Genomic DNA, 23,873 nt, shown 5'->3' with positions numbered 1-23,873 from the left:
CGACACGCTGTCCACGGACTCGATCAGGTGATCAGTCGTCGTACTCATCAGGTGACTCCTTCGAGGAGATCCACACCTGATTCATGACACTCCCCAGTCCATTCGGGTCGATGCGGTTGACGGGGTCGCCTTCGGCGTAGAGGTAGGGGTTCTTTTCCTGGCCGGAGGGGTCGGGTTGGGTGAAGCGGCCGATGTTGGGGTCGTAGTAGCGGGCTCCGAGGTGGTAGAGGCCGGTGGGGTCCTGGTGGCCGCCGGCGAACTGGTGGGGCTGGCTGATCTGTTCTCTCGTGAGGGTGGTGCGGGTGACGCCGCGGGGGCTGTAGGCGTAGGTGTTGACCTTCGTGCCCGCCTCGTCGGCCAGCCCGATGACCGAGCCGAGGGCGTCGGTGAGGTAGTAGTAGGCCTTGCCCTCACGCGTCATGGAGTTCAGGGTGCCCTCCGGTTCGCGGACAAATCCTGTGTCCACACCGGCAGTTGTCTCCGCGGCGAGGCCGATCGCGCCGGGGTGGTAATAGGTGTCGCCCAGGGGCAGGCGTTCGCTGTTGTCGGTGGAGCCGTATTCACCGGGGTAGGTCTTGCCGCCGACGGTGAGGAAGGTGAGCTGGGAGAAGTCCGACCACTTCTCGTCGGTGCGGGTGGCTTCCGGGGTGGAGGCGCCGGCGGTCTCGTTGCCGGCCTTGTCGTAGGACCAGTTCGCCGTGGAGCCGTTCTTGCCGGTCAGTTGCGAGGCGTCGTTGTAGGTGTAGGTGGTGCCGCGCGGGCAGCCGGGGTCGGTGCCCTGCGAGCTGAGGTTGCCGGCCGGGTCGTAGCAGTACTGCCAGGAGGAGTTGAGGGTGGTGCCCTTTTCCTCCTTGGCGTAGCCGAAGCGGCCCGCGCTGTCGTAGCTGTAGGTCGTCTTCATCCCGGTGACGGCGTCGGCGGACGTGCGGATCTTCGTGCCGTCCTTGGTCGCGGTGCCCGACACGTAGGAGTAGGTGTAGGCCAGGCTGACCAGCGTGCCCTTGGACGAGGTGGTCTTGATGGTCCTGGGGCGCCCGGAGTTGTCCGGGGTGACGGTCTGGACGGTGCCGCCGGGGTATTTCGTGTCGGTGCGGAAGTCGTTCTTGTCGTACTCGTAGGTCGTGGTGCGTCCGGCGGGGTCCTTCAGTGCTTTGAGGTTGTTGGCCGCGTCCCAGGTGTAGTCGATGAGGCCCTGGGGGTCGGTGTAGGTGTCGACGTTGCCGGTCGGGGTGTAGGCCAGGACGGTCTGCGAGCCGTCCTGCAGGGTGCGGACCCTCTCCCGGGACAGGGGGTCGAAGTCGTACTGCACCGTTCCGATGTCGTCGGTGCGCTGCTTGAGGTTGCCGTCGCCGTCGTAGGTGTAGGTGACGGTGGTGTTGGTGCTGGAGACGAGCTTGATGCGGTCGCGATGGTCGTACGCGTACACCGACTTGATGCCGCGGCCGTCGACCACCGTTTCCGGGCGGCCGAGGTCGTCGTAGGTGTAGACGGTGGTGCCGAGCGGGGCGGGCGGGGTGACCTTGTCGAGTTTGCCCTCGCCGTCGTAGTGGAAGGAGGTCGCCTTGCCGCGTGCGTCGGTGGCCTTGCAGCGCTGGCCCTCGAAGCCGCCGCAGGACGGCGTGGCCGGGTTGTGGTCGAAGGTCTGCGTGCCTCCGCCGGTTCCCTCGACCGCGACGGACTTGGTGTTGCCGGCCGTGTCGTACTTGTAGGTGCTCTTCTCTCCGTCCGGCGTGGTCAGTGTGCCGGGGAGGTCGGCGCCGGCGAGCGTCTGGTATCCGCCGAGGGCCGAGGTGGCGCCGGTGGGCAGTTTGGCGGAGGTGGGGTTGTTGCGGGCGTCCCAGCCGTAGGTGGTGACGTTGCCGCCCGTGCCGCCCGTGCCCATCGCGTCGGTCGCGGTCTGTACGTTGTTGTTGGCGTCGTACGAACGTGAGCGTGTATGGCCCAGCGGGTCGGTGACCTTGGAGACCCTGCCCTGAGCGTCGTGCTCGTACTTCGTGGCGTGCTGCTCGGGGTCGGCCACCGTCGTCGTGCCGGCGACGTTCGGATCGGTGGCCGAGTAGCCGTAGGTGTAGGTCGGACCGGTGTGGCCCGTACCGTTGAACTCCGTGGCCCGCAGCATGCTGGTCACCCGGTTGGCACCGTCATAGGTGAAGACCGTCACCCGCCCCTCCGGGGTGGTGATCTTCGTCAGGCGGCGCGAGGAGTCGTAGTCGAACCCTGTCGCCTTGCCCTCGGTGTCGGTGGTCCTGGCCAGATCGCCCGCCGGGTTGAGGTCGAAGACGGCGGTGCGGCCGGTGTGGTCCTTGGCCTGCCACCGGGAAGCATCACGCCGAGGCGGCAGGCGCAGGATCCTCCCCCGGTACAGCCAGTGCTGGCACAGCCGAGGCGCCCAGCCCCAGCACCGCCACGACCGCTACCAGGGACTGTCTTGTCCGTAAACGCGCACGCCCAGCGGGCATGCCAAAAGCGCTTGGAGACATCAACTTCCCCCCACGGAAAGTCATCATCAGTGACCCCAGCGGTCACCAAGGGCACACAAGCTGTCACGTTTCGCGCACAAAAGATCCGGCCGTACCCCCAAAGCGCCTTCCTAGGCCCGGGAGAATCAGCCCCTCCCCTTCACCGGCCATAGCGGGAGATAAACGAACAAGAGAGCCGCCGTCTCGTATTTCCGTTCGATCGAGGCAGGGAAATCTGATGTGAACACACCCTCGGCCACTGCAGCCGGCGACCGGTGGACGCGGCCTGCGGGGAACACGGCGCTGTGGGGCGCCAGTTGACCACCTTGCGCATCACGGTTGGCCGGAGGGCAGCGATCTATCCGCGTTTCGTCACGCGGCGGTCAGACTCCACGCCCCGGCCGAGCGCACCTGGTAGTAGCCGTGGCCCGGCCACTGGAACGTGTGCTCCCCGGCGCTGCCCTCGGCCACCGTCACCCGGTAGGCGAGCGGTCGTCCAGAGCCTCCAACTGGATCACGCTCGGCCCCTCGTATCGCAGAACACCCGGACCCGGCTCCCCCCGGTAGTGCACGACATCGGACCCGGTGCCGTTGATCTCGTCGCGGAAGCGGGGGACTTCTCGCAGTGGTGCCGGGGTCGCAGTCCACGCCTCCCGGCCGCCGGCGGCAAATACCCGGAAGGCGACTGCCTTCTTCGCCTCCAACAGCGGAATCCGGGCGATGACGGGGGTACCGTCGCCTGACAGCCGGTAAAGCCGTAAGGAGCGCCCCCTTCATGTCCTCGAAACGCAGGTTGACCCGTGCCCGCTCGTTCGTCGAGAAGACCATGAGGGCCCGCCGGTACAACGGCATTGCCAGGTGATGCGTCTGCTCGCCGCTGCTTCCTTTCCCGCTGACCTGCGGCTGGGGGTCGCTCACCGGCATCGTCGTCGGGAACCTGGCCGTACGCGGCTGGGCGCCAGGGAGCCTGCTGACCGGCTCCGGCCGCGGAGCGATCGGAGCCGGGCTCGGGCTCTCCGCCAGGCGCACCGCGTCCGCTGCGCACACAGCGATGTCGCGGGCGATACCCCCCTGGAGGCACCCTGGGGTTCCCCCGAGATGCGGAGTGTGTTGACAGAGGGTCAGATGGGACTCATGAGAGGAACATCGACCATGGCCGCCCCCAGAAAGTACTCGCTGGAGTTGCGTGAGCGTGCAGTATGGATGTACCGCACCGCCGATCCGAAGCCGCAGATCAAGAAGCTCGCGGTCGATCTCGGAGTGCATCCGGAGGCCCTGCGCGGCTGGATCCGCCAGGCCGATGCCGCCCGCCCGCTCGGGATCCTTCGGCGGCCGCCCGGCGGTGGTCAGCCGGTTGTTCCTGACCCGCCGAAGCAGCGGGCCGCGCTCGGCCCCGGCGGCCGCCAGCACCGCCCGCCACTCCCGCCAGGCCACCACCGGACACGTCTCGTCGTCCTGCGCCACGATCCGCACCACGTCGGTGGTGCGGCCGTGCGGGTTGGTCTTGGACAGGCGCAGCGTGACGACCAGCGCGGGCAGCTCGACGAGCTCGCCTGTGCTCGGGGCGAGGACCTCGGCGACGTCCTCGGCCACGTCCCGGAGATTCAGCCCGGCCGGTTCCGAGGCCCGCCCGGTTCCGAGGCCCGCCCGGCCATGTACCAGTCGAGGGTCAGCGCGCAGGCGTCCCGCTTATCGCCCACCGTGGCCCGGTCCAGGGTAGCGACCATCGCCGATGGGTGTAGCTCCTTTCAAGGGACGGCCCTACCTGCATGAACTGCGGCTTGGCGCGCGACCGGGTGATCGAACCGGGTCCCCAGGAGGGCAACGCCGCGATCCGTGACTTCCAGGCAGTCGATCTTGATCTGGCCCCGAGCGTGACCTGGCGGTTTCGAAACGATCTATGCGGTGCTCAGCCCGGCCGGTCAGGCAAATGCCCAGCTCAGCCTGTCCCTTGAAAGGAGCTACACCCATTTGAGATCCCACAGCTGTACGCGGCATGAAATCCGGACATGATCGGCCGCCCGTAGGCCTCCTGGCACCGCACCGCGGAGGCGTTGGTCGCGATGTCAAACAGCCCATGGGCGATGCCGAAAATGACGGTAGCGGTGCTGAGCGCGGGCAGGCTGTGGCACCATCCGAAAGCCACCAGCGTGGAGCCCAGCAGCACAGCAGGGCCCACCAACACCCGGGCCGCGCCGTAGTGATGAACCAGACGCCCGCCAACCTGGAGGGCGGCGACCATACCGAAGGCCGCAGCAAGCAAGACCAACGCCAGACGCCCTGCGCTGAGCTGGGCCGCGGCCTGGACGGCGGGCATCCGCGCGCCCCAAACGGCCATGGGTGTAGCTCCTCCCCTGGAGGGAAGGACTGACCTGGGTCGATGCCAGATCCGGTGCACGGGCGCGGAGAGGCCCGCCCCGACGTAGCGGCCGGTGGCGGCCCCGGGATGCCGGACAAGATCTCCACGACGTCGTACGGGCGGGGATGCGGCAGTCATAGCGCCGGAACGATCACGTGTCAGTCGTGAAACTGGCTGGTCTGCGCATGTCAGCCCTTCCCTCGGAACGAGCTACACCCAAAGCCTATTACGCACATAAAGCAAGGGACTTTCAGGGTGGCCCGGGAGAAAGCCTGTACGAACACTCCGAAGAATCCTTCACCCTCGCTCACCCTGAGAATTTCTGACCGAGCGTGAGAAGAAATGACAATGCCAGTCTTCGAACTTGAGCGGGGCATCTCGTCAGGCGTGCTGACTGTTAGTCAATGTGTGTGACGTGTATGGCGGGACTGGCCACCGGACGCAGGACGCCCGTGGTCCGGGTTGATCATTTCTGTTCTCTACGCAGAAGAGGCTCGTCTCACTGCGCTGTCCCTTGGGCCGGACAGAGGCCACTATCAACGAGAAGGGGACAGGCGAAACGGGATCCTACAATACTGTAGGCCCTCATTTGGAATGTCCCGTTCCGTCGCAGTGACCTGGACTGTTCTCGGCTGTCTCATTCCGGGTCCACACCATTTCGTCTCACGATCTTGTCCTCAGCAGCGACGCGAGGTCCGGGAAATCGGCGACGTACACCGGAGAGCTGAGTCCGGTTCGTGGCAGCGGCTGGCCCTTCCGGGCGCTGTATTCCATGCCGTTCCGATACCTGCTGGCAGCCTGCTGTTTGCCCTCTGTCCGGCAGAGGGTAGCTCTGGGGGCATGCGTGACTTAGTGCGGGAGCAGTACTACCGTCATCGGGCCCCGGTCTACGACGAGACCAGCTACCGCGGTGACGAGGTGGTGAACGCGGGGCTGGACCGGGAGACGGCCGAGATCGGGAAGGTCCTCACCGCGCTGCCTGCGGGGCGAGTGCTGGACGTCGGCTGCGGGACGGGTGTGTGGACCCAGTTCCTGCGCAGCGAGGTGGTCGCGCTGGATCAGAGCATGGAGATGCTGGAGCTGACGCATGCCCGGGTGCCGTCGGCGCAGCGGGTGCGAGCGCTGTTTCCACCGCTGCCGTTCGCCACCGGTACCCTCAACCGCATTGTCACCGCCAACTTCTACGGGCTGCTGAGGCCACGCGAGCGCGCCGCGTTCCTCGCCGAAGCCCGGCGCACGGCCCACGAGCTCATCGTGATCGACCTGCGCAGTGACGGCGACCTGCACGAAGAGAACACGGAGCTGCGGACAGTCGAGGGGGCCATCTACCCGATCTTCCGCCGCCGCTTCACCCCCGAGAGCCTGAGCTCGGAGCTCGGCGGTGAGCTGCTGTACTGCGGACGCTACTTCCTGGCCGTACGCGTGTGACGCGCCTGGCCCCGGCCGGTTGTAGGCCGGGGCCCCGGCGGTCACGCCAGCGCTGTCTCCAAGGTGAGCAGGTGGGAGTCGCCCGCCGCCTCGCCGTCGTCCGGTGCGGCGAACATCCGCAGGACGCTGCCGTCGATCTCCAGGTGGACCGCGTTGTAGGTGACAACGCGGCCGGCCGGGGACAGGGTGGTCACGGGGGCCTCGTGTTCGATCCGGCCTGAGGCGATGTCGACGATGGCGATGCCCCCGAGACTGAACACGCCGGGGCCGGCAAGCGGGTACTCGGCGATGCCGGTACACACCATGTGACCGACGCCTGCCGTGACGCAGGTCTGGTAGTCGACGAAGTGGCTCTTGACGTCCACCCGGTGGGTGAGCCGTCCTTCGGTGGTGAAGGTGAGCAGCCGCCTGGATCCCCAGGTGACCGCGTGCAGCAGACCAGTCTCGCGGTCGCGAACGATGCCCCCGATGTGGTCGTCGAAACGGAACGCCTCGTGGACGGCAAGGGTGTTGGGATCCACGCGATAAACGATGGAGCGGGAGTCGGGCCGGTATTCCGCGGTCGGGACCCACAGCCATTCACCGTCGAAGTCGATCCCGCCGGGGTGGTAGATCGTGTCCTCGCCCAGCGATACCTGGCCCAGCGCAGCCCCCTCATCGTTGGTGACGAACACATGCCCCTGGCCCCGGCCAGGGGTGCGGTCGTAACCGTCGACGGGGCTTTCGTACGGCTGGGTCGCCTCGGTGATCTCGGCGGTCGACAGGTACAGCCGGTGGTCGTGACCACGGGTGATGCCCTGGGGGTGGTGGGTGGCGAAGTCAAACGGCACCCTTCCCACCATCACCCAGGTCGTGCTGCGGGTCAGCTGCCGGACCGCCGTAACGACGGCTTCATGCGAATCGTCGTACGCAGCAAGGGAAACGAGGGATTCGGAAGGATCGCTCATGCCCCGTCAACGACCCCTCCGCAGCCATGTAACGGGAACCTGAGAGACAGCCAACCCCTGGCCGTTGAACCCTCCGCAGGCCGAACTCGGCCGACGCCCGTCCACGGTGGTGGAGAGGAGAAAGGGCTGGGCGAAGACAGCCGTCACGTCCTGGTCGAAGTCGGCGTAGAGCAGACGCGTCAGCTCAAGCCTCGACTCATAGACGACATGGGCACGCATGGTGGAAGACCAATGCGTGCCCGAGTAATGCTTCTGCCCGTTACCGCCACCGGAACGTACGCCACGGCATCGAGGGCTCGAAGACATCGACGCCCGTCGCCGGCCAGACCAGATCCTCGTCGATCGTCCCGTCCGTACGACGGAGGCTCATCAAGACTTCGCCGACCACACGCGACACACCCCACCCCCGAGCAGCAAGGACGGGAAGCAGAGCTCCCGGTCCCGACCAGCTGAGACTTCTCCACGATCAGGCTGGGGAGGACCGCTGTATAGATCGAGACGGGGATCAGCACTGCGACGAGTGAATGATCAGACAGGAGTGCGTCTCACCACGCTGTCCTTTGGGCCGGACAAGGGCCATCGTCAACGAGAAAGGGACAGGCTAAATGCGAACCTACAAATACCTACGGCGTGCCGGGCGTAGGGATGGCGAATGGGTAGAAACGCGCAGGCGGGTGATCGATCGGGAGGTCGGGGCGCCATGCGGTGAGGCACTGCGCGCTGGGGACGAAGAGTCCGTCCGGGAGCTGGTCCAGGGAGTACCACCGCCAGTCGCTCATGCTCTCGTCCGGCTGGGTTGAGGGTTCGCCCTCCCACTGCGTGATGACCGCGACCACGGTTGTACGCACCACTCCGCCGACGTCGTCGAGCAGCGTTCCCAGTAGGACGACGTCCTCCTCGCGGGCGATGCATCCGGTCTCCTCTTTGACCTCACGCACTACGGTGCCGGCGTAGGACTCACCGGGCTCGATCTTCCCGCCGGGAATCTCTTGGGTCTCTCGGCGGTGGCGGCCCAGCAGTAGTCCCTGGGGGCCGTGGAGGATGGCCCCGATACCGAGCGCGTCGTTCGGTTCCGGTGGCCGACTGGTGCGGAGCGACTGGTGACCCCTGCCACCGCCCTGCCCGCATCGCTCACCTCACCCCGTGGCCTCCGCCTTCTTGTAGTTCACTCCGTCCGGTCCCAGGCACACGAACCAGTCCTTCGGGGAGCCGTCCACATCGAGGATCAGGTTCTTGAAGTCGCTGGCCCCCGCAGGGGCCCGTTCCACCCGGGTCTTCGTGCCGTCGTCCCAGGTGCAGGTGACCTCCTGGACGGTCCGGGCGACCTGGCCGATCACCAGGCGCTGCGGGGCGTCGACCCGGTCGGTGTCCAACGGCCTCGGGTACGCCTCGAGGTCCTTGATCGCGACCACGCCGTCCTTCTTGGCTGCTCTCAGGATCACCGTCGACGGCTTGCCCCCCACGGTCTGGTGCACGAAATGCCAGCTATAGCCCACCAGGTCCGAGGCCTTCTCCACCGCGACCGGCTCCTCCCCGTACAGGGCCATCTCGGCGAGCTGGGCGCGTGCCTTCGCCGTGGTCTTCGGCGCGGTCCAGACGACGGCGTCGACCTTCCACTTCCTGCCGTGGTCCGTGCCCCTGGCCAGAGTCGTCACCCGCCGTTCGGGACTCTGCTTCGCCGTCCCCGCCGAGGGCCGCGCGGCCACCTGCCCCGCCCCGTGCCCGCCGCCCGTGTCTCCCACCAGCGCCAGCGTCGTCCCCGTGGACCCCGCGATCACCGCCGCGGCCGCCGCGGCCACCGCCCAGCGGCGCGTCTTGCGGCGCCTCCCGCCTCGTAGCACCGCCTGATAGGGGGCCGCGCCGACCTCGACCTCGTCCGCCGCGTCCGCCAGCAGGAGGGTGATGTCCGTGTGCGCCTCGTCGTACGTCATGTCGTGGTTCGTCTCCCTGTCCCCGCTCATCACTTCCGCCCTCCGTTCGTGAGTGCCTCGGCCAGTCCCGGCAGGGCGCGGAGCTTCGCGATCCCTCGCGCCGCGTTGCTCTTCACCGCGCCGACGCTGCATCCCATGGCCTCCGCCGCCTGCGCCTCGCTCAGGTCCTCCCAGTACCGCAGGACCACCGCCTCCCGCTGGCGCACGGGCAGTGCGGCGAGCACCGTCAGCAGCGCGCCGCGGTCGTCCGCCCGCGCGATGCGGTCGTCGGCGTCGGGCAGCTCGTGGGTGAGGCCCGAGTAGTCCTTCGGCGCCAGGAACTCCTTGAGGCGTCTGCGGTGCCTGCGGGCGTGCGCGTTGATCATCACGCGCCGTACGTACGCGTCGGGGTCGTCGGCCGCGCCGACCCTGCGCCAGGCCACATAGGCCCGTTCGAGCGTCGACTGGACCAGGTCCTCCGCGGCATGCTGCTCCCCCGTGAGCAGGAAAGCCGTGCGCAGCAACCGTGGCCAGCGGCCGACGACGAAGCTCTGGAACTCGGCGTCCCGAGCCTCTGTCCGATCCCTCATGAGCACCTCCTAGATGGTTGAAGGAGTCCATGAGGATCGGATTTCGTTGCACCGCCGCGCGGAGGATTTTTTTCGAGCCTCGGGCCCGGAGATTGTGCGGCAGGCCCGCGCGGCCGTGGCCCCACGCCTGCCGCACCGGCACCTTCCGCGGCAGCCACAGCAGCATCTGTCAACCCCCTGGTTCCGTAGAGACTTTGGTTATGCGGTCTGATCTTTCTGGCCGTGTCGCTCGCGCGCTTCGGCGATGATTCTTTCGAACTCCTCGGGCGGTAGGCCGCCGGCCGCGCTGTGCCTTCGTCGCGGGTTGTAGAACCCAGTGATCCATGTGGCGATCTTCAGGCGGGCCTCGGTCCGGGTCGCGAATTGTCGGCGGTGGATGTACTCGACCTTGATCAGCGAGTTGAAACTCTCCGCGGCGGCATTGTCCAGCGCGGACCCCACCCGTCCCATGGACTGCACACGCCCAGGCGGTCACAGAGCTTGTTGTACGCCTCGGACGTGTACTCGGCGAGGCTCAGGCCGTGGAAGCATCGGCGCGCCGATGCGCAGGGCACGGTATGCGCCGTGGACGGAGCACTGGGCGATAACGCAGCCGGCCCCCAGCGGCCGCGATCAGCTGCACCTCGTGGGTCAGGACGGTGCAGGCGGCGCATGCCAGACACCGACGCACCGGTGAGGACCGCAGTTGCGCTTCCGCGCGCAGGGCAGTTGTCCTTGCCCGGTACGCCGCCTCGTGGGCGGCCGGGTACCTGCCGCGGGCCGCTCACTGACCGCTTGGGGCGGGTGTGCTGGTGCGTAGTGCCTGGCGTATGCGGGGGTCGGCGGTGCGGTCGTCGGCGATGTGGCTGAAGTGCTGGGCGGATTCCGGGTGCTCGCGCAGGACGGCGGCCATGACGGATGCGGCTTCGCTCTTCACGCTCCGCAGCCAGGGAGAGATCTTGGCCTGGGCGTTCCACTGGTCCCAGGCGCCGTCCCAGATGCACATGGTGTGGGCGGCTTCCTCCAGTAGATCCCAGTCGGACTGGCTCGCGGCGTGCGCGCAGATGCCCTGAAGCCAGATCACGACCGCTGCGGCATCGCCGAACTGCACCATGTGCGTGTCGTCTCCGTCGAGGTGCTCGGCCAGGGAGCGCAGGAGACCGTGGGCTTGCACGGGTTCTCGCGCCAGGGCCGGTGCGGCCCGCTGAACGTCGAGGCGGGCGAGGACGTCGACGTGCAGTTCGTAGTCCTCGGGATGGCCGCCGACCAGGGTCAGCAGCGTGTCTGCGGCGGCCGGATCGCCGTTGCCGGCGGCTTCGAGCAGCGACTGGGCAGTTTCGAAGGGGTCCTCGGGGACGGCCGCATGCTCGCGGTCGATCAGGGCGAGCAGCTCGCTGACGCTCTGCGGGCGGCGCTGCGGATCCTGGTGTGTGGTGGCGCGGACGATGGCGCGCCACGGGCCGGGAGGGGCTGTCAGCGGCAGGTTGGTCTGCGGCAGCGTGCCGGTGAGGGCCCAGACGATGACTCTGCCGATGCCGTAGATGTCGCTGGACGCCGTAGCCTCATGAGGCGTCACGGACAGTTCCGGGGCGGCGAAGCCCTCGGTGCCGATGGACAGGCCGGTGCGGCCCGCCTTCGTGGTCTGGCCTCGTGGCCGGCGGACGATGCACCAGTCGGCGAGGGCCCACCGGCCGTTGAAGTAGAGGATGTTCGACGGTTTGATGTCGCGGTGCAGCCAGCCGTCCTCGTGCACGACGGCCAGCACCGATGCGAGAGCGTCGACCAGGACACGCAGCTCGCCCGGTTCCCGCAGCAGTTCCTGGCGCTGGGCGGCGGTCGCCTCCGCCCAGGGCATCACGAACCAGGTGTGGTCGGCGCCGAAGTCGAGAACCGGCATCACGTGGGGATGACCGTCCAGCAGCTGGCCGGCGTGGATCTCCCGTCGCATGCGGGCCACTTGCCGTTCGGACGGGTACTTGTTGTGCAGCTTCTTCAACGCGACCCTCGTGCCGAGCACCTTGTGGGTCGCCTCGAACACGTCGGCCTGGCCCCCGTCCGGGAGTGGTGTGCACGGGCAGGAGTAGTCCTTGCGCTCGCCGCGAGCGGTGCGGCGGACCGCAGCATAGGCGTCATGGCCGGACGGCGCGGACGGCGCGGCGGCCGGGGGAGCGGGGGATGCGGTGCGCTGTTGGGCCGGTATCCGGCGTGCCTCGTACACCGGGTGACCGCTGATGGTGCGGGCTGCGGCGAGCTCGTAACCGTCGGGAGCCAGCAGGTTGTTGATCAGCGCGAGCAGCCGCTCGACCTCGCTGGTGTCTGTCCGCACGGCGGGATGGATCATTTCCGTCAGGAAGCGGAGCAGGACCTCGTCGGTGCCGTCGGCGAGAGCGAAGCGCTCATCGCCGAAGATCCAGTCGTCCTCCCAGTCCCCGGGGTTGTTGTAGCGGTGCTGGACGATGTCGCCTTCGGCCGTGGTGAAGCGCGGGTCGTGACTTTCCAGCCGGTCCAGGTCGTACAGCCTGCGCAGGAAGGTGACCTCGTCCAGGCTGCCCGACCAGCTCGCCCCGCTGCTGCGCAGCGCGTCGAACAGGTGCCGCCGGGTGACGTCGGTGACGGCCGCCGGCGCTGCCGCGGACAGGACGCTGCCCGGGAAGCGGCCGGCGACGCTGTCGGGGGAGACGGTCCGCAGCAGGGATGTGCGCATCACGCTTTCAGCCCGGGCGCGGGAGAAGAGATCCAGGTCGAGGCAGACGTCGTTGAGTGCCTGCAGCACGGCGCGCTGCAGGTCGCCGCCCAGCTCGCGCAGCCGTTCGTAGTAGGTGTCCCTCAGCCCCAGGGAGAAGAAGTGCCTCTCCAGGGTCTCGAAGCCGTCCGGCAGCGGCGTCCTGGCCGGCGCTGCCATGCCGAACCGGCCGATGTTGACCCCGCCGATCTCCCTGACTACGCCGTCCGGATCGACGCACAACAACTGGAAAGTCGTCTTGAAGCTGAAATCATCCCAGTTGTCCTGGACCAGGAAAGCCTGCCCTGGCAGGGGCGAGACGGGCTGCCCGCGGACAGGCAGGACAGTGAACTGCACGGTTCCTCCGGAAGGAGCCCCGGCCTGCGGCCGGGCATTTCAGACGGACAACGCAGCCGCCCTCCTGCGGGCGGTGCTGCCCCGGCGAGGCAGTGCCGGGTCTTGCTGGTGTCAGGCGGCGGTGGCCCGGCCGAAACGCTCGACGGCCGGGCCGACCTTTGGCAGCGGTCACGAAAGCGTGCGATCACCCCCAGCGGCCCGCTCGCGCTGCTCCGGCTGATGCGCCCCGTCGCGCTGCTGCCGCTGGAGCCCACGCAGTTCAGCTCGGCGTTCACGCCGTTTGCCCCGGTGCTCGAGATGGCGGAGGAAGGCAAGGAGCAGGTTCAGCTTGAACCGCCCCGGGTTCGATAGAGATCTCAGATTGTGGTTGTGACCTGGAGTTTCGTGGATTCCATGTAGTGGTTGGCCTCGTACTCGACGGGCGGGACGTGGCCTATCTCACCGTGGAGGCGCCGGTGGTTGTACCAGTCGACCCACTCTGCGGTGGCCAACTCGACCTGGGACAGCGTCCGCCAGGGTCTCTGCGGTTTGATCAACTCCGTTTTGTACAGACAATGCCTCGGAGTTAACGCACCATCCAATACGTCAAGTTGATCAGTCTGCTGGTCGTTGCGGGACGTGAAGAACGGGACCTCCGTTACAGCAGTGAAGCCGACCAAGGTCCTCACTGTGAGCGGAGATCCCGTTGTCCGGCCAGTCTGCCACTTCGATGTTCACGCGCGCCGTCACGGTCGCCTCTGGCGTCTTCGCCCCAGGTCACTTGGGCGAGTTGACGCAGTACTTGCCCTTCGAGTTGGTTGACGACGTGCTGCAGCGCACGCGCTCGGTGGAGCGAAGGCTTCGCCGGCTGCCCTCGCGGGTCGGGGTGTACTTCGTCCTGGCCCTGTGTCTCTTTCCGGAGGCTGGCTACCTGCGTGTCTGGGGCAAGATGATCGCCGGACTACGCGCCCTGACCTGGTGGGTTCCGTCGGAGAAGGCGTTGCGAGAGGTCCGGCGCCGCCTTGGTCCGGCGCCGTTTCGGGAGCTGTTCGAGGTCGTGGCCGGCCCACTGGCGCGTCCTTCCACCCCAGGCGTGTGCTATCGACGGTGGCGTACGGTCGCCTTCGACGGTTGCAGTTCGCTGGAGGCTCCCGACACTCTCCGTGTCCGAGGTCATCTGGGCAAGACCCGCCGTCACCGAGGCGTCGAGGGGTATCCGCACGTCCGCTTGATGGCGCTGTGCGAGACCGGCACCCGGGGGACTGCTGGGCGCGGTGTTCGGGCCGACGGGCACCGGCGAACCCGCCTACGCCCGAAGGCTCTTGCCCCTGCTCGACCCGGGCATGCTGCTGCTCGTCGACCGCAATTTCTCCGGCGACGAGTTCTTGAACGACGTGGCTGACACCGGCGCGCAACTGCTGGCACGGATCACGCTGCGTCGTCGGCCCGCGGTGATGGCAGTGCTGCCGGACGGCTCCTACCTCACCCGGCTGCTGGGCCGCACCTTCCGGATCATCGAAGCGGACGTGACCGCAGAATGTTCCGACGGAAGCCGTATCGGTGATCGGTACCGGCTGGTGACGACGCTCCTGGACCACCGCATGGACCCCGCCGAACGGCTGGTCAGCCTGTATCACGAGCGGTGGGGTGCGACACGAAGTCGCACGAGTTTGAGTGAATTACCTGAAGGAGGGCGGCAGTTGCTGTCGACAGGATAGTTCCGGGCCAGTGCTCAAGGCCCGTCCCCACTCCGGCATGCTCCGTTGGCAACGGCGGGGTGTGAAGCCCGGAGGAGAAGCCCAAGGGCCCTCGTTCCATCCGGGGGTTACAGGCAAGGGGAAGACCGGACGGGTGAACGCAAGTGAACCCCTGATGAGGCTTCGTAATCGTGACCCCCGCCGATGGGTTGTTCCAGCGGGGTACAGGACTGGCCGTTGAGAAGCGGCAGGCGCCGGCTGAATCCCCATCGTCAGCCGGGAGAGCATCGCCGTCCCGGAGTTTAGGGGGCACCCACCCCGGTCGTGTCTCACTCGTGTGGAACGTGGAAACCCCGTTGGGGTCCGGTGCCGGAAGGCGCCGGTCAGCCGACCGCAAGGAAGGTCCAACTCCCCAGCGGGAACAGGATGGCCCAAGAAGCGAACGCCGGTGGCCGAAAGGCAACGGGAAGGCGCGGCAGATGATCAGCACCTCCGCTGGTCGCCCCGGACAACCGGCCGGATACGGGCACTGCCCGGACCCGAAAGGGTGCTGACGTGGGCCAGGTGGGCCTGTGAGGAATTGATGACCATCAGCACCGGAACCGAAGGACAAGTTGGACACTATGACGATACGAACAGTCGAGGCGGACACCGCTCTGGCTGCCGACGGCGTGGTGAACGGACCGGAGGGCGACTCCACCGATTGGCAGTCGATCGACTGGCAGTGCGCGGAGGAGGAAGTACGGCGGCTGAGGCAGCGGATCTTCACGGCGTCACAGGCAGGGGATCTCAAACGGGTCCGTAATCTCCAGAAACTGATGCTCCGTTCCCGCTCCAACACGCTGGTGAGCGTGCGGCGGGTGACGGAGGTCAATGCTGGCCGCAAGACGGCAGGTGTCGATGGGCGGGTTGTCCTGCTGCCCCAGGGGAAGGCCGAGTTGGCCGACTGGATGCAGCACCGGGCGGCCGTCTGGAAGCCCTTGCCCGTCAGGCGGGTGTTCATCGACAAGGCCGACGGCCGTCAGCGCGGCCTGGGAATTCCCGTGATCATCGACCGGTGTCTTCAAGCCGTGTCGCTGAATGCGTTGGAGCCTGAGTGGGAGGCACGGTTCGAGCCGAGATCCTATGGATTTCGGCCCGGCCGGGGCTGTCACGACGCGATCGGAGCGATCTTTCTGGCCGCCAAGGGCAAGGACCCGAAGCGGCAGTGGATTCTTGACGCGGACCTGGCAGCGGCGTTCGACCGAATCGATCATGATCGCCTACTGGCCGCCATCGGACAGTTCCCCGCCAGGGCACTGGTCGAGCAGTGGCTCAAGGCGGGAGTGATCGATCGCGGCTGCTTCGCCCCGACCGGGGAGGGGGTCCCGCAAGGCGGGATCATCTCTCCCGCGCTGATGAACGTGGCCTTGCACGGAATGGAAGAGGCCGCCGGAGTCCGCTACCGGCCCACCGGCTCGCGCGCCGGTGAACTGGCAGTGGGCTCACCGACCTTGATCAGGTACGCCGACGACCTGGTGGTGCTCTGTCACAGCCGTGATGAAGCCCAGCAGGTCAAGGAACGGCTCGCCATGTGGCTGGCGCCCAGGGGCCTTGCCTTCAACGAGGACAAAACGCGCATCGCGCACCTCGACGAAGGCTGTGACTTCCTGGGGTTCACCGTCCGCCGCTTCAACGGCAAGCTGCTGATCAAGCCGAGCAAGACGGCCGTGCGACGGATCCGGGCACGGCTCACCGCCGAAGTGCTGGCCCTTCGGGGACAGAACGCGGCAGCGGTGATCGCCAAGCTCAACCCGATCATCCGGGGCTGGGCTGCCTACTATCGGGGCGTGGTCTCCAGCAAGGTGTTCACCTCGCTGGACAACCACGTGTGGAAGCTGGTCTACAAGTGGGCCAGGCACACGCACCCGAACAAGCCGAGGGGCTGGGCGACCGCCCGGTACTTCGGCCGGTTCAACACCTCCAGGCAGGACCGGTGGGTATTCGGCGACCGGGAGACCGGCCGCCATCTCGCCAAGTTCGCCTGGACAAAGATCGTCAGGCATCAGCTGGTCATCAAGGGGGCGTCCGTGGACGACCCGGCGCTGACCGGCTACTGGGCCTCGCGGCGACGCAGGAACAAGCCCCCGCTGAGCCCGTCCTGGTTGCACCTGCTTCAGGGGCAGCACGGGCGGTGCCCTCTCTGCGGAAGCCTTCTCCTGCATGCCGACCAGGAGCCGCAAAGCCCCCAGGAATGGGAGCAGTGGCTACAGGCGACCCGGACGGCGGTGCGCGGCAACGCGCTCACCCTCATCCCGGACGCAGGCCAGCCGGACGATCGTGTCGCCTTCCGACTGATTCACGTCCACTGCCACCGCTGGCGCGGTAGCCGTGGACCGGCAAATCTGGCTGCCCGTGGGCCTTCAGGGCCTGCTTGAGCCGGATGCGGTTAACGCCGCCCGTCCGGTTCTGAGGGGGGTGCGGCGCAGCAATGCGCCGCACCTACCCGACAGATCGAACTGGCCTTCCTCGCGCTCAAGGACACCCTGTTCACCGGACGGGTCCTGCGGTCGGCCGACCCTGTCGGTCTGGAACAGGAGCTCTGGGCGTTGCTGACCGTCTATCAAACGACCCGACGAGCGATGGTCGATGCGGTCGAGTCCCGGCCGGGTACGAATCCGGACCGGGCAAGCTTCACCATCGCACTCCACGCGGTGCGGGAACAGCTGGTCACTGCTGAAGGCATCCTCTCGCCCGCCGATGTGTCCGGTGGTGTCACCGGGGCCGTACTTACCGGGCTGCTGCCTCTTCGTCGCGCCCGAACCAGCGCCCGCCTCGTGAAGTGCCCCATCTCCCAGTACACCGTTGCCGGGCAGTCCCGCCCCAAGAACAGCCAGCGGATCACCGCTATGAGTGTCACTCTCCACGAGGTCGGTATTCCCGGACCGGGAGACACATCGCGGGATGTGGGGTTCAAGGAACTCACGCTTCGTCTCCTACGCACCGATCCGGACCGAGCCTGGCGCACCGTGGAGATCAGCCGTGCGCTGGGGATCACGACGACCCCGAAATATCGCAGCCTCTGCACACAGATCAATCGGTGGGCCGACCAGTTCATGCTGGTCAGGGAGGGGCGAGGACGATACCGCCTCGCCCCGGAATGGCTGACCCAACCGACATCTTGAGATCAACTTGACGTACTGGATGGTGAGTTAACTCCGTGGCATTGTCTGTACAAAACGGAGTTGATCAAACCGCAGAGACCCTGGCGGACGCTGTCCCAGGTCGAGTTGGCCACCGCAGAGTGGGTCGACTGGTACAACCACCGGCGCCTCCACGGTGAGATAGGCCACGTCCCGCCCGTCGAGTACGAGGCCAACCACTACATGGAATCCACGAAACCCCAGGTCACAACCACAATCTGAGATCTCTATCGAACCCGGAGCGGTTCAAGGTCAGCCTGGCTGGCGCTGAGGAGAAGCTCCGCCAGCTCAATCGGGGCCACGGGCAGCATACGGCCGTGGACCTTGGCACCCCCACCACGCGTGGTGATCGATGAGCTCACGAAGGTGGGCTGCCGCATGAACCGCGGACGCGACGCACCCTTGGATCCCACCTGAAACACCAGGTCACCGGCTCCCCTTGAGCGAAAGGATGCCAATGGCGGACTCTGTACGGGCGGCCTGGTTTGACTGATTGGGCGCTAAAATCGCTGAGCCGAATGCAGACCGGGGGAGGCATTGTGGTGACTGAAATCCCGTTGGCCCAAGCAATCGCCGAGCTGCGGTCGGAGCTGCAGCAGGCGATGTTGGCCGGGGCCGGGGAGCCGTTGCGCTTCGAGCTGGAGACCGTCGATCTGGAACTGCAGGTCACCATGGCCGCCGGAGGTTCGACGGAGGCGAAGGTGGGTCTCTGGAGCGTGCTGACGGCCGGTGCCTCCGCTGATTACAGCCGCGGATCCGTGCACAAGCTCACGTTGAAGCTGGCCCCGCAGCACGCCGATGCCTCCAACGGCGGCAAGCTGCTGATCGGTGACCGCGAACTGTCGGCATTGCCGCCTGCCGCCAAACCGGAGGACTGATCACGCCGTTCTGCTTCGGGAAGGGCCGTAGATGGATCATCTGCAGCAGCGGACCGGACAGCATCGCGTGGTCGAGGTCTTCGGCGCGACCTACGGTTCCGGGTACGCAGTCAACGATCGGATCGTGCTGACGGCCCGCCATCTGCTAGCCGTGGACGGCGGCATGCCGGAGCCGGGGCAGCCGGTTCAGGTCCGGGTCGCGGGGGAGGAGCATGCCCGCCGCGCGACCGTCACATGGGTCAGCCGGAACGTCGGCGATGCCGCGTTGCTGTCGGTCGACGGAGCGCCCTGGGCCGGCTGTCCCGACACCGGAGCCGTCCGCTGGGGCTTCGTCGCCGAGGACGACGGCTCGGTGCCGGTCCGAGCCCGGGGCTTCCCCGCCGCGCAGGCCGGTACGCGCGGCGGCCGGGAGGTCCGGGAACCGGAGGCGATGCGCGGTGCGGTCGAGGCGCTGAGCGCCAGCACGATGCGCTACGAGATCGATGTCCAGTCGGCCGTGCCGCTGCTGCCCGGCGACGGCAGCTCGCCTTGGAGCGGCATGTCCGGCGCGGCCCTGATGGACGCCCGGAAGCGGATCCTGGGCGTCGTCATCGCAAATCGGCTGCGGTACGGCGGGGAGCGTCTCCAAGCGGCTTCGGTGGAAAGGCTGTTCACCGAACCCGAGTTCGTCGAACAGGTCGGGGCTGACGCGAGCTGGCTGGAGGCGGTCACGGCGGCGGAGGCTGTCCCGCTCGATGCCCGGGGTGAACAGCCCATCCTGCAGACCGTTCCGGCGGCCCCGCGACTCACCGGGCTCTCCGACTACGAGCTGCTCCAGGCGAGGCATCAAGCGGTCGGCTTCCTCGGCCGGGAGGGTGAGCGGCGTGACCTTCGCGCCTGGTGCGCTGCCGACGAGTACGTCAGCCTCGGGCTGGTCACCGGGGCCGGTGGCTCGGGCAAGACCCGGCTGGGCATCCATGTGTGCCGGGAGCTCGCCGCGCAGGGCTGGTCGGCTGGCTTCGCCAACGACGCGGTCCTTGACGCTTTCCTGGCCGCCGGGCGGGTCATCGACGTGGTCTGGCCGACCCTGCTGGTCCTTGACTATCCGGATCGCTTGACCGACCGGACCATCGAGTGGATCGAGACCCTGGGCGCACGGAGGTACGGTCCGAAGCTGCGGTTCCTCCTGCTCGACCGTCTGCCCGGCGACGGCGACGAGCCGGTGGGCGCGGCTCGTTCGGACCTCACGTGGTGGGCCAACGCCAGGCGCATCGCCCGTAGTGACTTCATCGCCCGGCCGCGGGTCGTCGTCCGGCTGCGCGTCGGCGGGCTGACCGGGGACGGCCGGCTGCAGCACCGGGAGGCGGCCCGCCGGGCCTTTAGCGGCGGTACGGCCGACCTGTCCGGGCTCGACCTCACCGACGAGGCATATGGCAATCCGCTGAAGGTGCACGTCGCCGTGCTGCTGGCGATTCGCGGTGAGGTCTATCCGACCGCCGCGGACGTCATGACGAAGTTCCTGGACCGGGAGATGGGGCACTGGCTGCGGCGGCGCACCGACCACGGGATCGACCAGGTCTCGGCCCGGCTGGCGCACCAGGTCGTCGCGCTGGCCACACTGACCAAACCCGAGATCGAGGTCGTGCCCCGGTTGTTGTCGGCGATCCCGGACCTGGAAGACGCTGGCGGGCTCGTCCGGGGAAACTTCCGGAACTGGCTGGCCGAGCTGTTCGGAGCCGGCTCCCACATCTCCGCACTCGAGCCGGACCTGCTGGCCGAGCAGCTGCTTGCCACCACACCGAAGCTGCCGGACCTGGTGGTGGCGGTCTACCGGCACGAGTCGAGCACCGCCGAACACGCCGCGAACATGCTGGAGTCGCTGAGTCTCGCGGCCGACAACCGGGCGGGGGTCCGCGACGCCCTCCGGAACTTCCTCGCCGAATGCCTCGGCGCCCTGGTGGCCCAGGCCGCGGCGGAGCCCGGCGGCCGGCTGCCCGGCCTGATCGAGATCGCACTGAACCGGGTCCTGGACGACGGGCAGGCGCAGGCCGCGCTGGCCGCCGCGGCCGCGGTCGTCCGCCGGGTCCCGCGCCGCGAGGACAGCTACCGCCGGCTGATGAGCCGGCTCGCGAAACTGGCGATCGCCTGGTGTGAGGCCCAGCCGCCACACGTGCGGACCGCGCCGGTTCGGGTGGACGCGCTGACCGACCTGGCCGCGGAGGCCGCCACCGCCCTCGACGCCGCCGCGGCGACGGCCCTGGCGGCCGAGGCGCTGGCCGTCGCCCGTTCACTTGGCCCGGACCAGTCCCGGCGTCTGGCGCGCGCGTGGTACAACGTCGGCACCAGCCAGGCGAACAGCGGCGACCGGCCGGCCGCGCGGGAGGCCCTGGCTGCGGCGGCCGCCCTGGCGCGCGACGGCGGCGGCGCGAACACCGGCGTGCTGATCGAGCGCTGCGAGACGCTGGTCAACCTCGGCTCCTGCTTGGCCGACCTGGACGATCAGGCGGCCGCCTTGGACGTGTGTGTCGAGGCGATCGAGCTGCCGATCGGCCGCGACTTCGCTGGTCATGCGCTGCAGCCGCTGGCCGGACCGCTAGCGCAGCTGGCGTCGAGTCTGCGCGACACCCCGGGTCCACAGGGTGCCCTCGGGGAGCCGCGACCGCTGCGTCCGCTCGCCTGGAGCGAACCGGAGCACGGCCGGTGGACCGCGGAGTACACCTTCGCGCTGATCATGCTGGCGGCGCGGCTGAGCACCGGCCTCGCCGAGCGCCTCGCCCCGCGCATCGGCGCGCTGCCCGCTGGCGAGGGCCCGGCGAACGCGATCGCGGTGTCCGATGCGTTGCACGGCCTCACGAAGCACCTGTCCGACCACGCGCTGACCGCAACGCTGCTTGCGGAGAGTGTCGAGCTTCGCCGGCGGTTCGTCACCGACGACCGGTCGCGGGCCGAGTTCGCGAAATTTCTCAGCACGATCGCCGAGGAACTCGATGATGACGATGATGACGACGTGGTCGATGCGGCGCTCGCCTACGCGAACGAGTCGATCGCCGAGTTCCGGCAGCTGAGTCCTGAGCATTTCGCACAGTACGAGGCGGATCTCGGGAAGGCGGTTCTCGCGAAACTCGGCGCGCTGACGCAGGGCGGTATGGACCCGCTGCGACTGACATCCGCTCAGCGGCAGTGGGCCGCCGCTGAGGTCGAGGAGACCGCGGCGCTTCTGCGCAACCTGCCTGAGACGCCCGAGAATGCCGCGGTGCTCGCGGGCGTCAGTGCTATCCAGGGGCTGCATTTGCTGTGGAGGGGCGATGCCGAGGCCGCAGCGGAGGCCTTCACGGAAGCCGGCGAACGATTTGCGGTCAACTGGGATGTGACCGAGGAGGCCGTCGACGGTCTTGGGATGATGAATGTTCTGGTGGAACTCCTGGCAGGCCGGCAGCCCTACGACTGGCTGACCTCGATGAGCGGTGCCGAACTGGCGGAACTGGATCTGGACGCGCTGCCGTTGCCGCAACAGGCCATGCTGGCGGTGGCCGAGGACCTCAGCGAGGGCCTCCAGATGTTGTCCGGCACGCTCGCTGTCGCTGATCGGCTCGACGTCGCCGTCGGCTTCGCACATCAGGCGGTCGCGCTTGCTCGATTCGAGATGCGGGTCGATGAAGACACGGATCCCGAGGCGTACAACGAGAACCTGCTGAATATTGGCAGCGCGTTGGCCCAGCTGTCCGCGTCCCAGCTCGGCACGCCCGAGGCGGCCGTGCGAAGCGCCCGGGAGGCCCTGGACGTCATTGCCCCGGTGCCCGCCCACGTAGAGATATTGCCGCTGGTCCGCGGCATGGCCGAGCTGGCACTGGCTCGCGCGTCACTCGTCGTCGACCAGCGTGCCGACGTCGTCGGTCTCGCGGAGAGTGCGACGGCCGAACTGGCCCGGGCGGTGTCCTGGTTCGAGGGGGACGGCGCGATCTTCGGCCGCTGGCCGAGCATGGCGGCGATGCAAGCCGAGGCGCAGACTGTCTTGGCGAACGCGTACCTCGCCGTCAATCGGGCGGCCGAGGCAATCGGCCACGCCGCGCTGGCGCGGGCCGCTCTCGAGCAGTTGTCGCCGACGAACCCCGTGGTCGCCGTGATATTGACCTCCCACCTCATCGAGGGACAGGGCGAATTTGGCCGCGGGCAGTACGCCGCAGCCCTGGCCGCGTTCGATCGCGTCATCGAGGGATACGAGGCTTCGGATCTGGCCGCTTCCGCCCTGCCCGGTCTGGCCGACGTCGCGTTCATGTCGGCGGTCTGCCTACAGGAACTGGGGCAGACGGAGCCGGCGGTGCAGCGATCGCGGCTGGCCGCGCACTTGTGGCAGGGTAGCGAGCCCGCGCCGGCGGTCCAGGTCCGCATTGCGGCGAACCTGGTGGTGCAGGCCATGGCGCTCACCGTGCTCGGGGACGTCGACGACGCCTACCGGGTCAGCCTTGAGGCCATCCCGGTAGCCCGGGCAGCGCACGCCGCCCCCAGCCTGGTGAGTGCCCTGCGGGTGCACGGTCAGTGCGTGACCGTTCTCGGCCGCTTCGCGGAGGCGGTGAGCCTGTTCGACGAGGCCCTGGCCGTGGCCTTGACGGCCGGGCCGCAAGAGGTTCCCCCGTTCGAGCTCGGGCTCGTCCACCTCGGGCTCGGCAACTGCCGGGCGGAGCTCGGTCAGCTCGATGCCGCGCTGGACGCACTACTCACGGCAGTCGGGATCTTCCGGGACATTTCCGGCCAAACCTCACTGCTGGCCGGGGCGCTGATCTCCGCCGCCCGCTGGCACCGGGAGATGGGCAACAACCGGGTCGGGCTGCCCCTCGTGACGGAGGCGGCCGACCGGTGCCGGGAGCTCATCGTGGACGAGGGCAGTGCGGCTGGCCTCGCGGACGCGTTCACCGCCGCCCTGTGGGAGGTGGTCGTCGGACATGACGCAGAAGACGACGGTCTCGCGGCCGACACCGCGGCCGCCGAGGGGATCGACTTCCTTCGGACCTGGGGGCTCTCCCAGCGCGCCGAGGTCACCGAGGCGACCCTCCACTACGCCAACATGTTGACCTACCACGCCGCCTTCCTCGCCGAGGGCGGTCGCGATCTCGAGGCGCTGTCCTTCGGCGTCGAGGCGACCTGGATCCTGCGGAATCTGGCCGGCCTCGATCCGGACGCCTTCCTGCTGGCCTACCTCAACTCCCTGACCGGCCAGGCGGAGCTGCTCCGGAGTCTGGGGCGGCTCGCCGAGGCCGACGCGGCCGAGCAGGAGTATGCCCGCTGGGTCCCGAGCTGACCGTGTGGCGCTCGAAAAGTCGTTGCTGCACGTCAGGCAGCGTATCTGTACTGGTTGACGAGGCCGCCGAGGATCCGGGTGCGCAACTGGTTTGCCGGCAGTCGCTGACGC

The 23,873-nt window shown here is 68.1% G+C and carries 14 protein-coding genes and 4 pseudogenes; 9 read left to right on the top strand and 9 right to left on the bottom strand.

Features of this window, described 5'->3' with window-relative positions:
- Window positions 1-31 precede the first annotated feature (31 nt).
- A pseudogene (locus AB0D14_RS40420) lies at window positions 32-2,326 on the bottom strand (RHS repeat-associated core domain-containing protein); the annotation flags it as partial.
- A gap of 1,285 nt (window positions 2,327-3,611) precedes the next feature.
- Here AB0D14_RS40420 and AB0D14_RS40415 point away from each other — a divergent pair.
- Entirely contained in the window at window positions 3,612-4,232 is a 621-nt protein-coding gene (locus AB0D14_RS40415; protein ID WP_362789117.1) for a transposase, read from the top strand.
- A 166-nt stretch (window positions 4,233-4,398) separates the two neighbouring features.
- On the opposite strand, the gene AB0D14_RS40410 is transcribed toward AB0D14_RS40415, so the two are convergent.
- On the bottom strand, window positions 4,399-4,797 hold the full coding sequence (locus AB0D14_RS40410; protein WP_362789115.1) for a hypothetical protein: 399 nt from the start codon (window positions 4,795-4,797) through the stop codon (window positions 4,399-4,401).
- Between the two features lie 861 nt (window positions 4,798-5,658).
- Between AB0D14_RS40410 and AB0D14_RS40405 the strand changes: the two genes are divergently transcribed.
- Window positions 5,659-6,246: a class I SAM-dependent methyltransferase gene (locus AB0D14_RS40405; RefSeq protein ID WP_362789112.1), complete on the top strand. Its 588-nt coding sequence runs from the start codon at window positions 5,659-5,661 to the stop codon at window positions 6,244-6,246.
- 41 nt (window positions 6,247-6,287) lie between these two features.
- Here AB0D14_RS40405 and AB0D14_RS40400 read toward each other — a convergent pair whose 3' ends face one another.
- The 6 genes from AB0D14_RS40400 to AB0D14_RS40375 all read right to left on the bottom strand — a co-directional run bounded on the left by AB0D14_RS40400 (window position 6,288) and on the right by AB0D14_RS40375 (window position 12,751).
- Window positions 6,288-7,193, bottom strand: coding sequence for a DUF6454 family protein (locus AB0D14_RS40400; protein ID WP_362789109.1), 906 nt, complete (start codon window positions 7,191-7,193; stop codon window positions 6,288-6,290).
- A gap of 623 nt (window positions 7,194-7,816) precedes the next feature.
- Entirely contained in the window at window positions 7,817-8,245 is a 429-nt protein-coding gene (locus AB0D14_RS40395) for an NUDIX hydrolase (RefSeq protein WP_362789123.1), read from the bottom strand.
- 84 nt (window positions 8,246-8,329) lie between these two features.
- Window positions 8,330-9,154 carry a hypothetical protein gene (locus AB0D14_RS40390; protein WP_362789106.1) on the bottom strand — a complete coding sequence of 275 codons (825 nt, stop codon included), beginning with the start codon at window positions 9,152-9,154 and terminating at the stop codon, window positions 8,330-8,332.
- Complete coding sequence (locus tag AB0D14_RS40385; protein ID WP_362789104.1) at window positions 9,154-9,693, bottom strand: SigE family RNA polymerase sigma factor; 540 nt, start codon at window positions 9,691-9,693, stop codon at window positions 9,154-9,156. The genes AB0D14_RS40390 and AB0D14_RS40385 overlap by 1 nt, the downstream gene beginning before the upstream one ends.
- Window positions 9,694-9,891: 198 nt before the next feature.
- Window positions 9,892-10,143, bottom strand: a complete 252-nt coding sequence (locus AB0D14_RS40380) for an integrase core domain-containing protein (RefSeq protein WP_362789120.1) — start codon at window positions 10,141-10,143, stop codon at window positions 9,892-9,894.
- Window positions 10,144-10,456: 313 nt separating this feature from the next.
- Window positions 10,457-12,751: a protein kinase gene (locus AB0D14_RS40375; RefSeq protein WP_362789102.1), complete on the bottom strand. Its 2,295-nt coding sequence runs from the start codon at window positions 12,749-12,751 to the stop codon at window positions 10,457-10,459.
- Between the two features lie 102 nt (window positions 12,752-12,853).
- On the opposite strand from AB0D14_RS40375, the gene AB0D14_RS40370 reads away from it, so the two are divergent.
- Window positions 12,854-13,102: a hypothetical protein gene (locus AB0D14_RS40370; RefSeq protein WP_362789099.1), complete on the top strand. Its 249-nt coding sequence runs from the start codon at window positions 12,854-12,856 to the stop codon at window positions 13,100-13,102.
- Between the two features lie 5 nt (window positions 13,103-13,107).
- Here AB0D14_RS40370 and AB0D14_RS40365 read toward each other — a convergent pair.
- A pseudogene (locus AB0D14_RS40365) lies at window positions 13,108-13,308 on the bottom strand (integrase core domain-containing protein); the annotation flags it as partial.
- A gap of 152 nt (window positions 13,309-13,460) precedes the next feature.
- Between AB0D14_RS40365 and AB0D14_RS40360 the strand changes: the two are divergent.
- From AB0D14_RS40360 to AB0D14_RS40335, 6 genes and pseudogenes are all read left to right on the top strand, one after another.
- A pseudogene (locus AB0D14_RS40360) lies at window positions 13,461-14,376 on the top strand (transposase domain-containing protein); the annotation flags it as partial.
- Window positions 14,377-15,050: 674 nt separating this feature from the next.
- Window positions 15,051-16,844, top strand: a complete 1,794-nt coding sequence (ltrA, locus tag AB0D14_RS40355; protein ID WP_362789096.1) for a group II intron reverse transcriptase/maturase — start codon at window positions 15,051-15,053, stop codon at window positions 16,842-16,844.
- A 171-nt stretch (window positions 16,845-17,015) separates the two neighbouring features.
- Entirely contained in the window at window positions 17,016-17,591 is a 576-nt protein-coding gene (locus AB0D14_RS40350; RefSeq protein ID WP_362789093.1) for a hypothetical protein, read from the top strand.
- 39 nt (window positions 17,592-17,630) lie between these two features.
- Window positions 17,631-17,831 (top strand): annotated as a pseudogene (locus AB0D14_RS40345) (integrase core domain-containing protein); the annotation flags it as partial.
- A gap of 320 nt (window positions 17,832-18,151) precedes the next feature.
- Window positions 18,152-18,487, top strand: a complete 336-nt coding sequence (locus tag AB0D14_RS40340) for a trypco2 family protein (RefSeq protein WP_362789090.1) — start codon at window positions 18,152-18,154, stop codon at window positions 18,485-18,487.
- A 31-nt stretch (window positions 18,488-18,518) separates the two neighbouring features.
- Window positions 18,519-23,762, top strand: a complete 5,244-nt coding sequence (locus AB0D14_RS40335; RefSeq protein ID WP_362789087.1) for a trypsin-like peptidase domain-containing protein — start codon at window positions 18,519-18,521, stop codon at window positions 23,760-23,762.
- Window positions 23,763-23,873: the final 111 nt, after the last annotated feature.

It is taken from the genome of Streptomyces sp. NPDC048484, from assembly GCF_040651415.1.
Taxonomy (GTDB): Bacteria; Actinomycetota; Actinomycetes; order Streptomycetales; family Streptomycetaceae; genus Streptomyces.
This window is presented reverse-complemented; position numbering and strand designations above follow the sequence as displayed.

Coding starts and splice junctions, on each gene's coding strand:
- AB0D14_RS40390 (WP_362789106.1), bottom strand. CDS start 9,154: ATGAGCGGGGACAGGGAGACGAACCACGACATGACGTACGACGAGGCG.
- AB0D14_RS40380 (WP_362789120.1), bottom strand. CDS start 10,143: ATGGGACGGGTGGGGTCCGCGCTGGACAATGCCGCCGCGGAGAGTTTC.
- AB0D14_RS40405 (WP_362789112.1), top strand. CDS start 5,659: ATGCGTGACTTAGTGCGGGAGCAGTACTACCGTCATCGGGCCCCGGTC.
- ltrA (WP_362789096.1), top strand. CDS start 15,051: ATGACGATACGAACAGTCGAGGCGGACACCGCTCTGGCTGCCGACGGC.
- AB0D14_RS40385 (WP_362789104.1), bottom strand. CDS start 9,693: ATGAGGGATCGGACAGAGGCTCGGGACGCCGAGTTCCAGAGCTTCGTC.
- AB0D14_RS40410 (WP_362789115.1), bottom strand. CDS start 4,797: ATGGCCGTTTGGGGCGCGCGGATGCCCGCCGTCCAGGCCGCGGCCCAG.
- AB0D14_RS40335 (WP_362789087.1), top strand. CDS start 18,519: ATGGATCATCTGCAGCAGCGGACCGGACAGCATCGCGTGGTCGAGGTC.
- AB0D14_RS40415 (WP_362789117.1), top strand. CDS start 3,612: ATGGCCGCCCCCAGAAAGTACTCGCTGGAGTTGCGTGAGCGTGCAGTA.
- AB0D14_RS40400 (WP_362789109.1), bottom strand. CDS start 7,193: ATGAGCGATCCTTCCGAATCCCTCGTTTCCCTTGCTGCGTACGACGAT.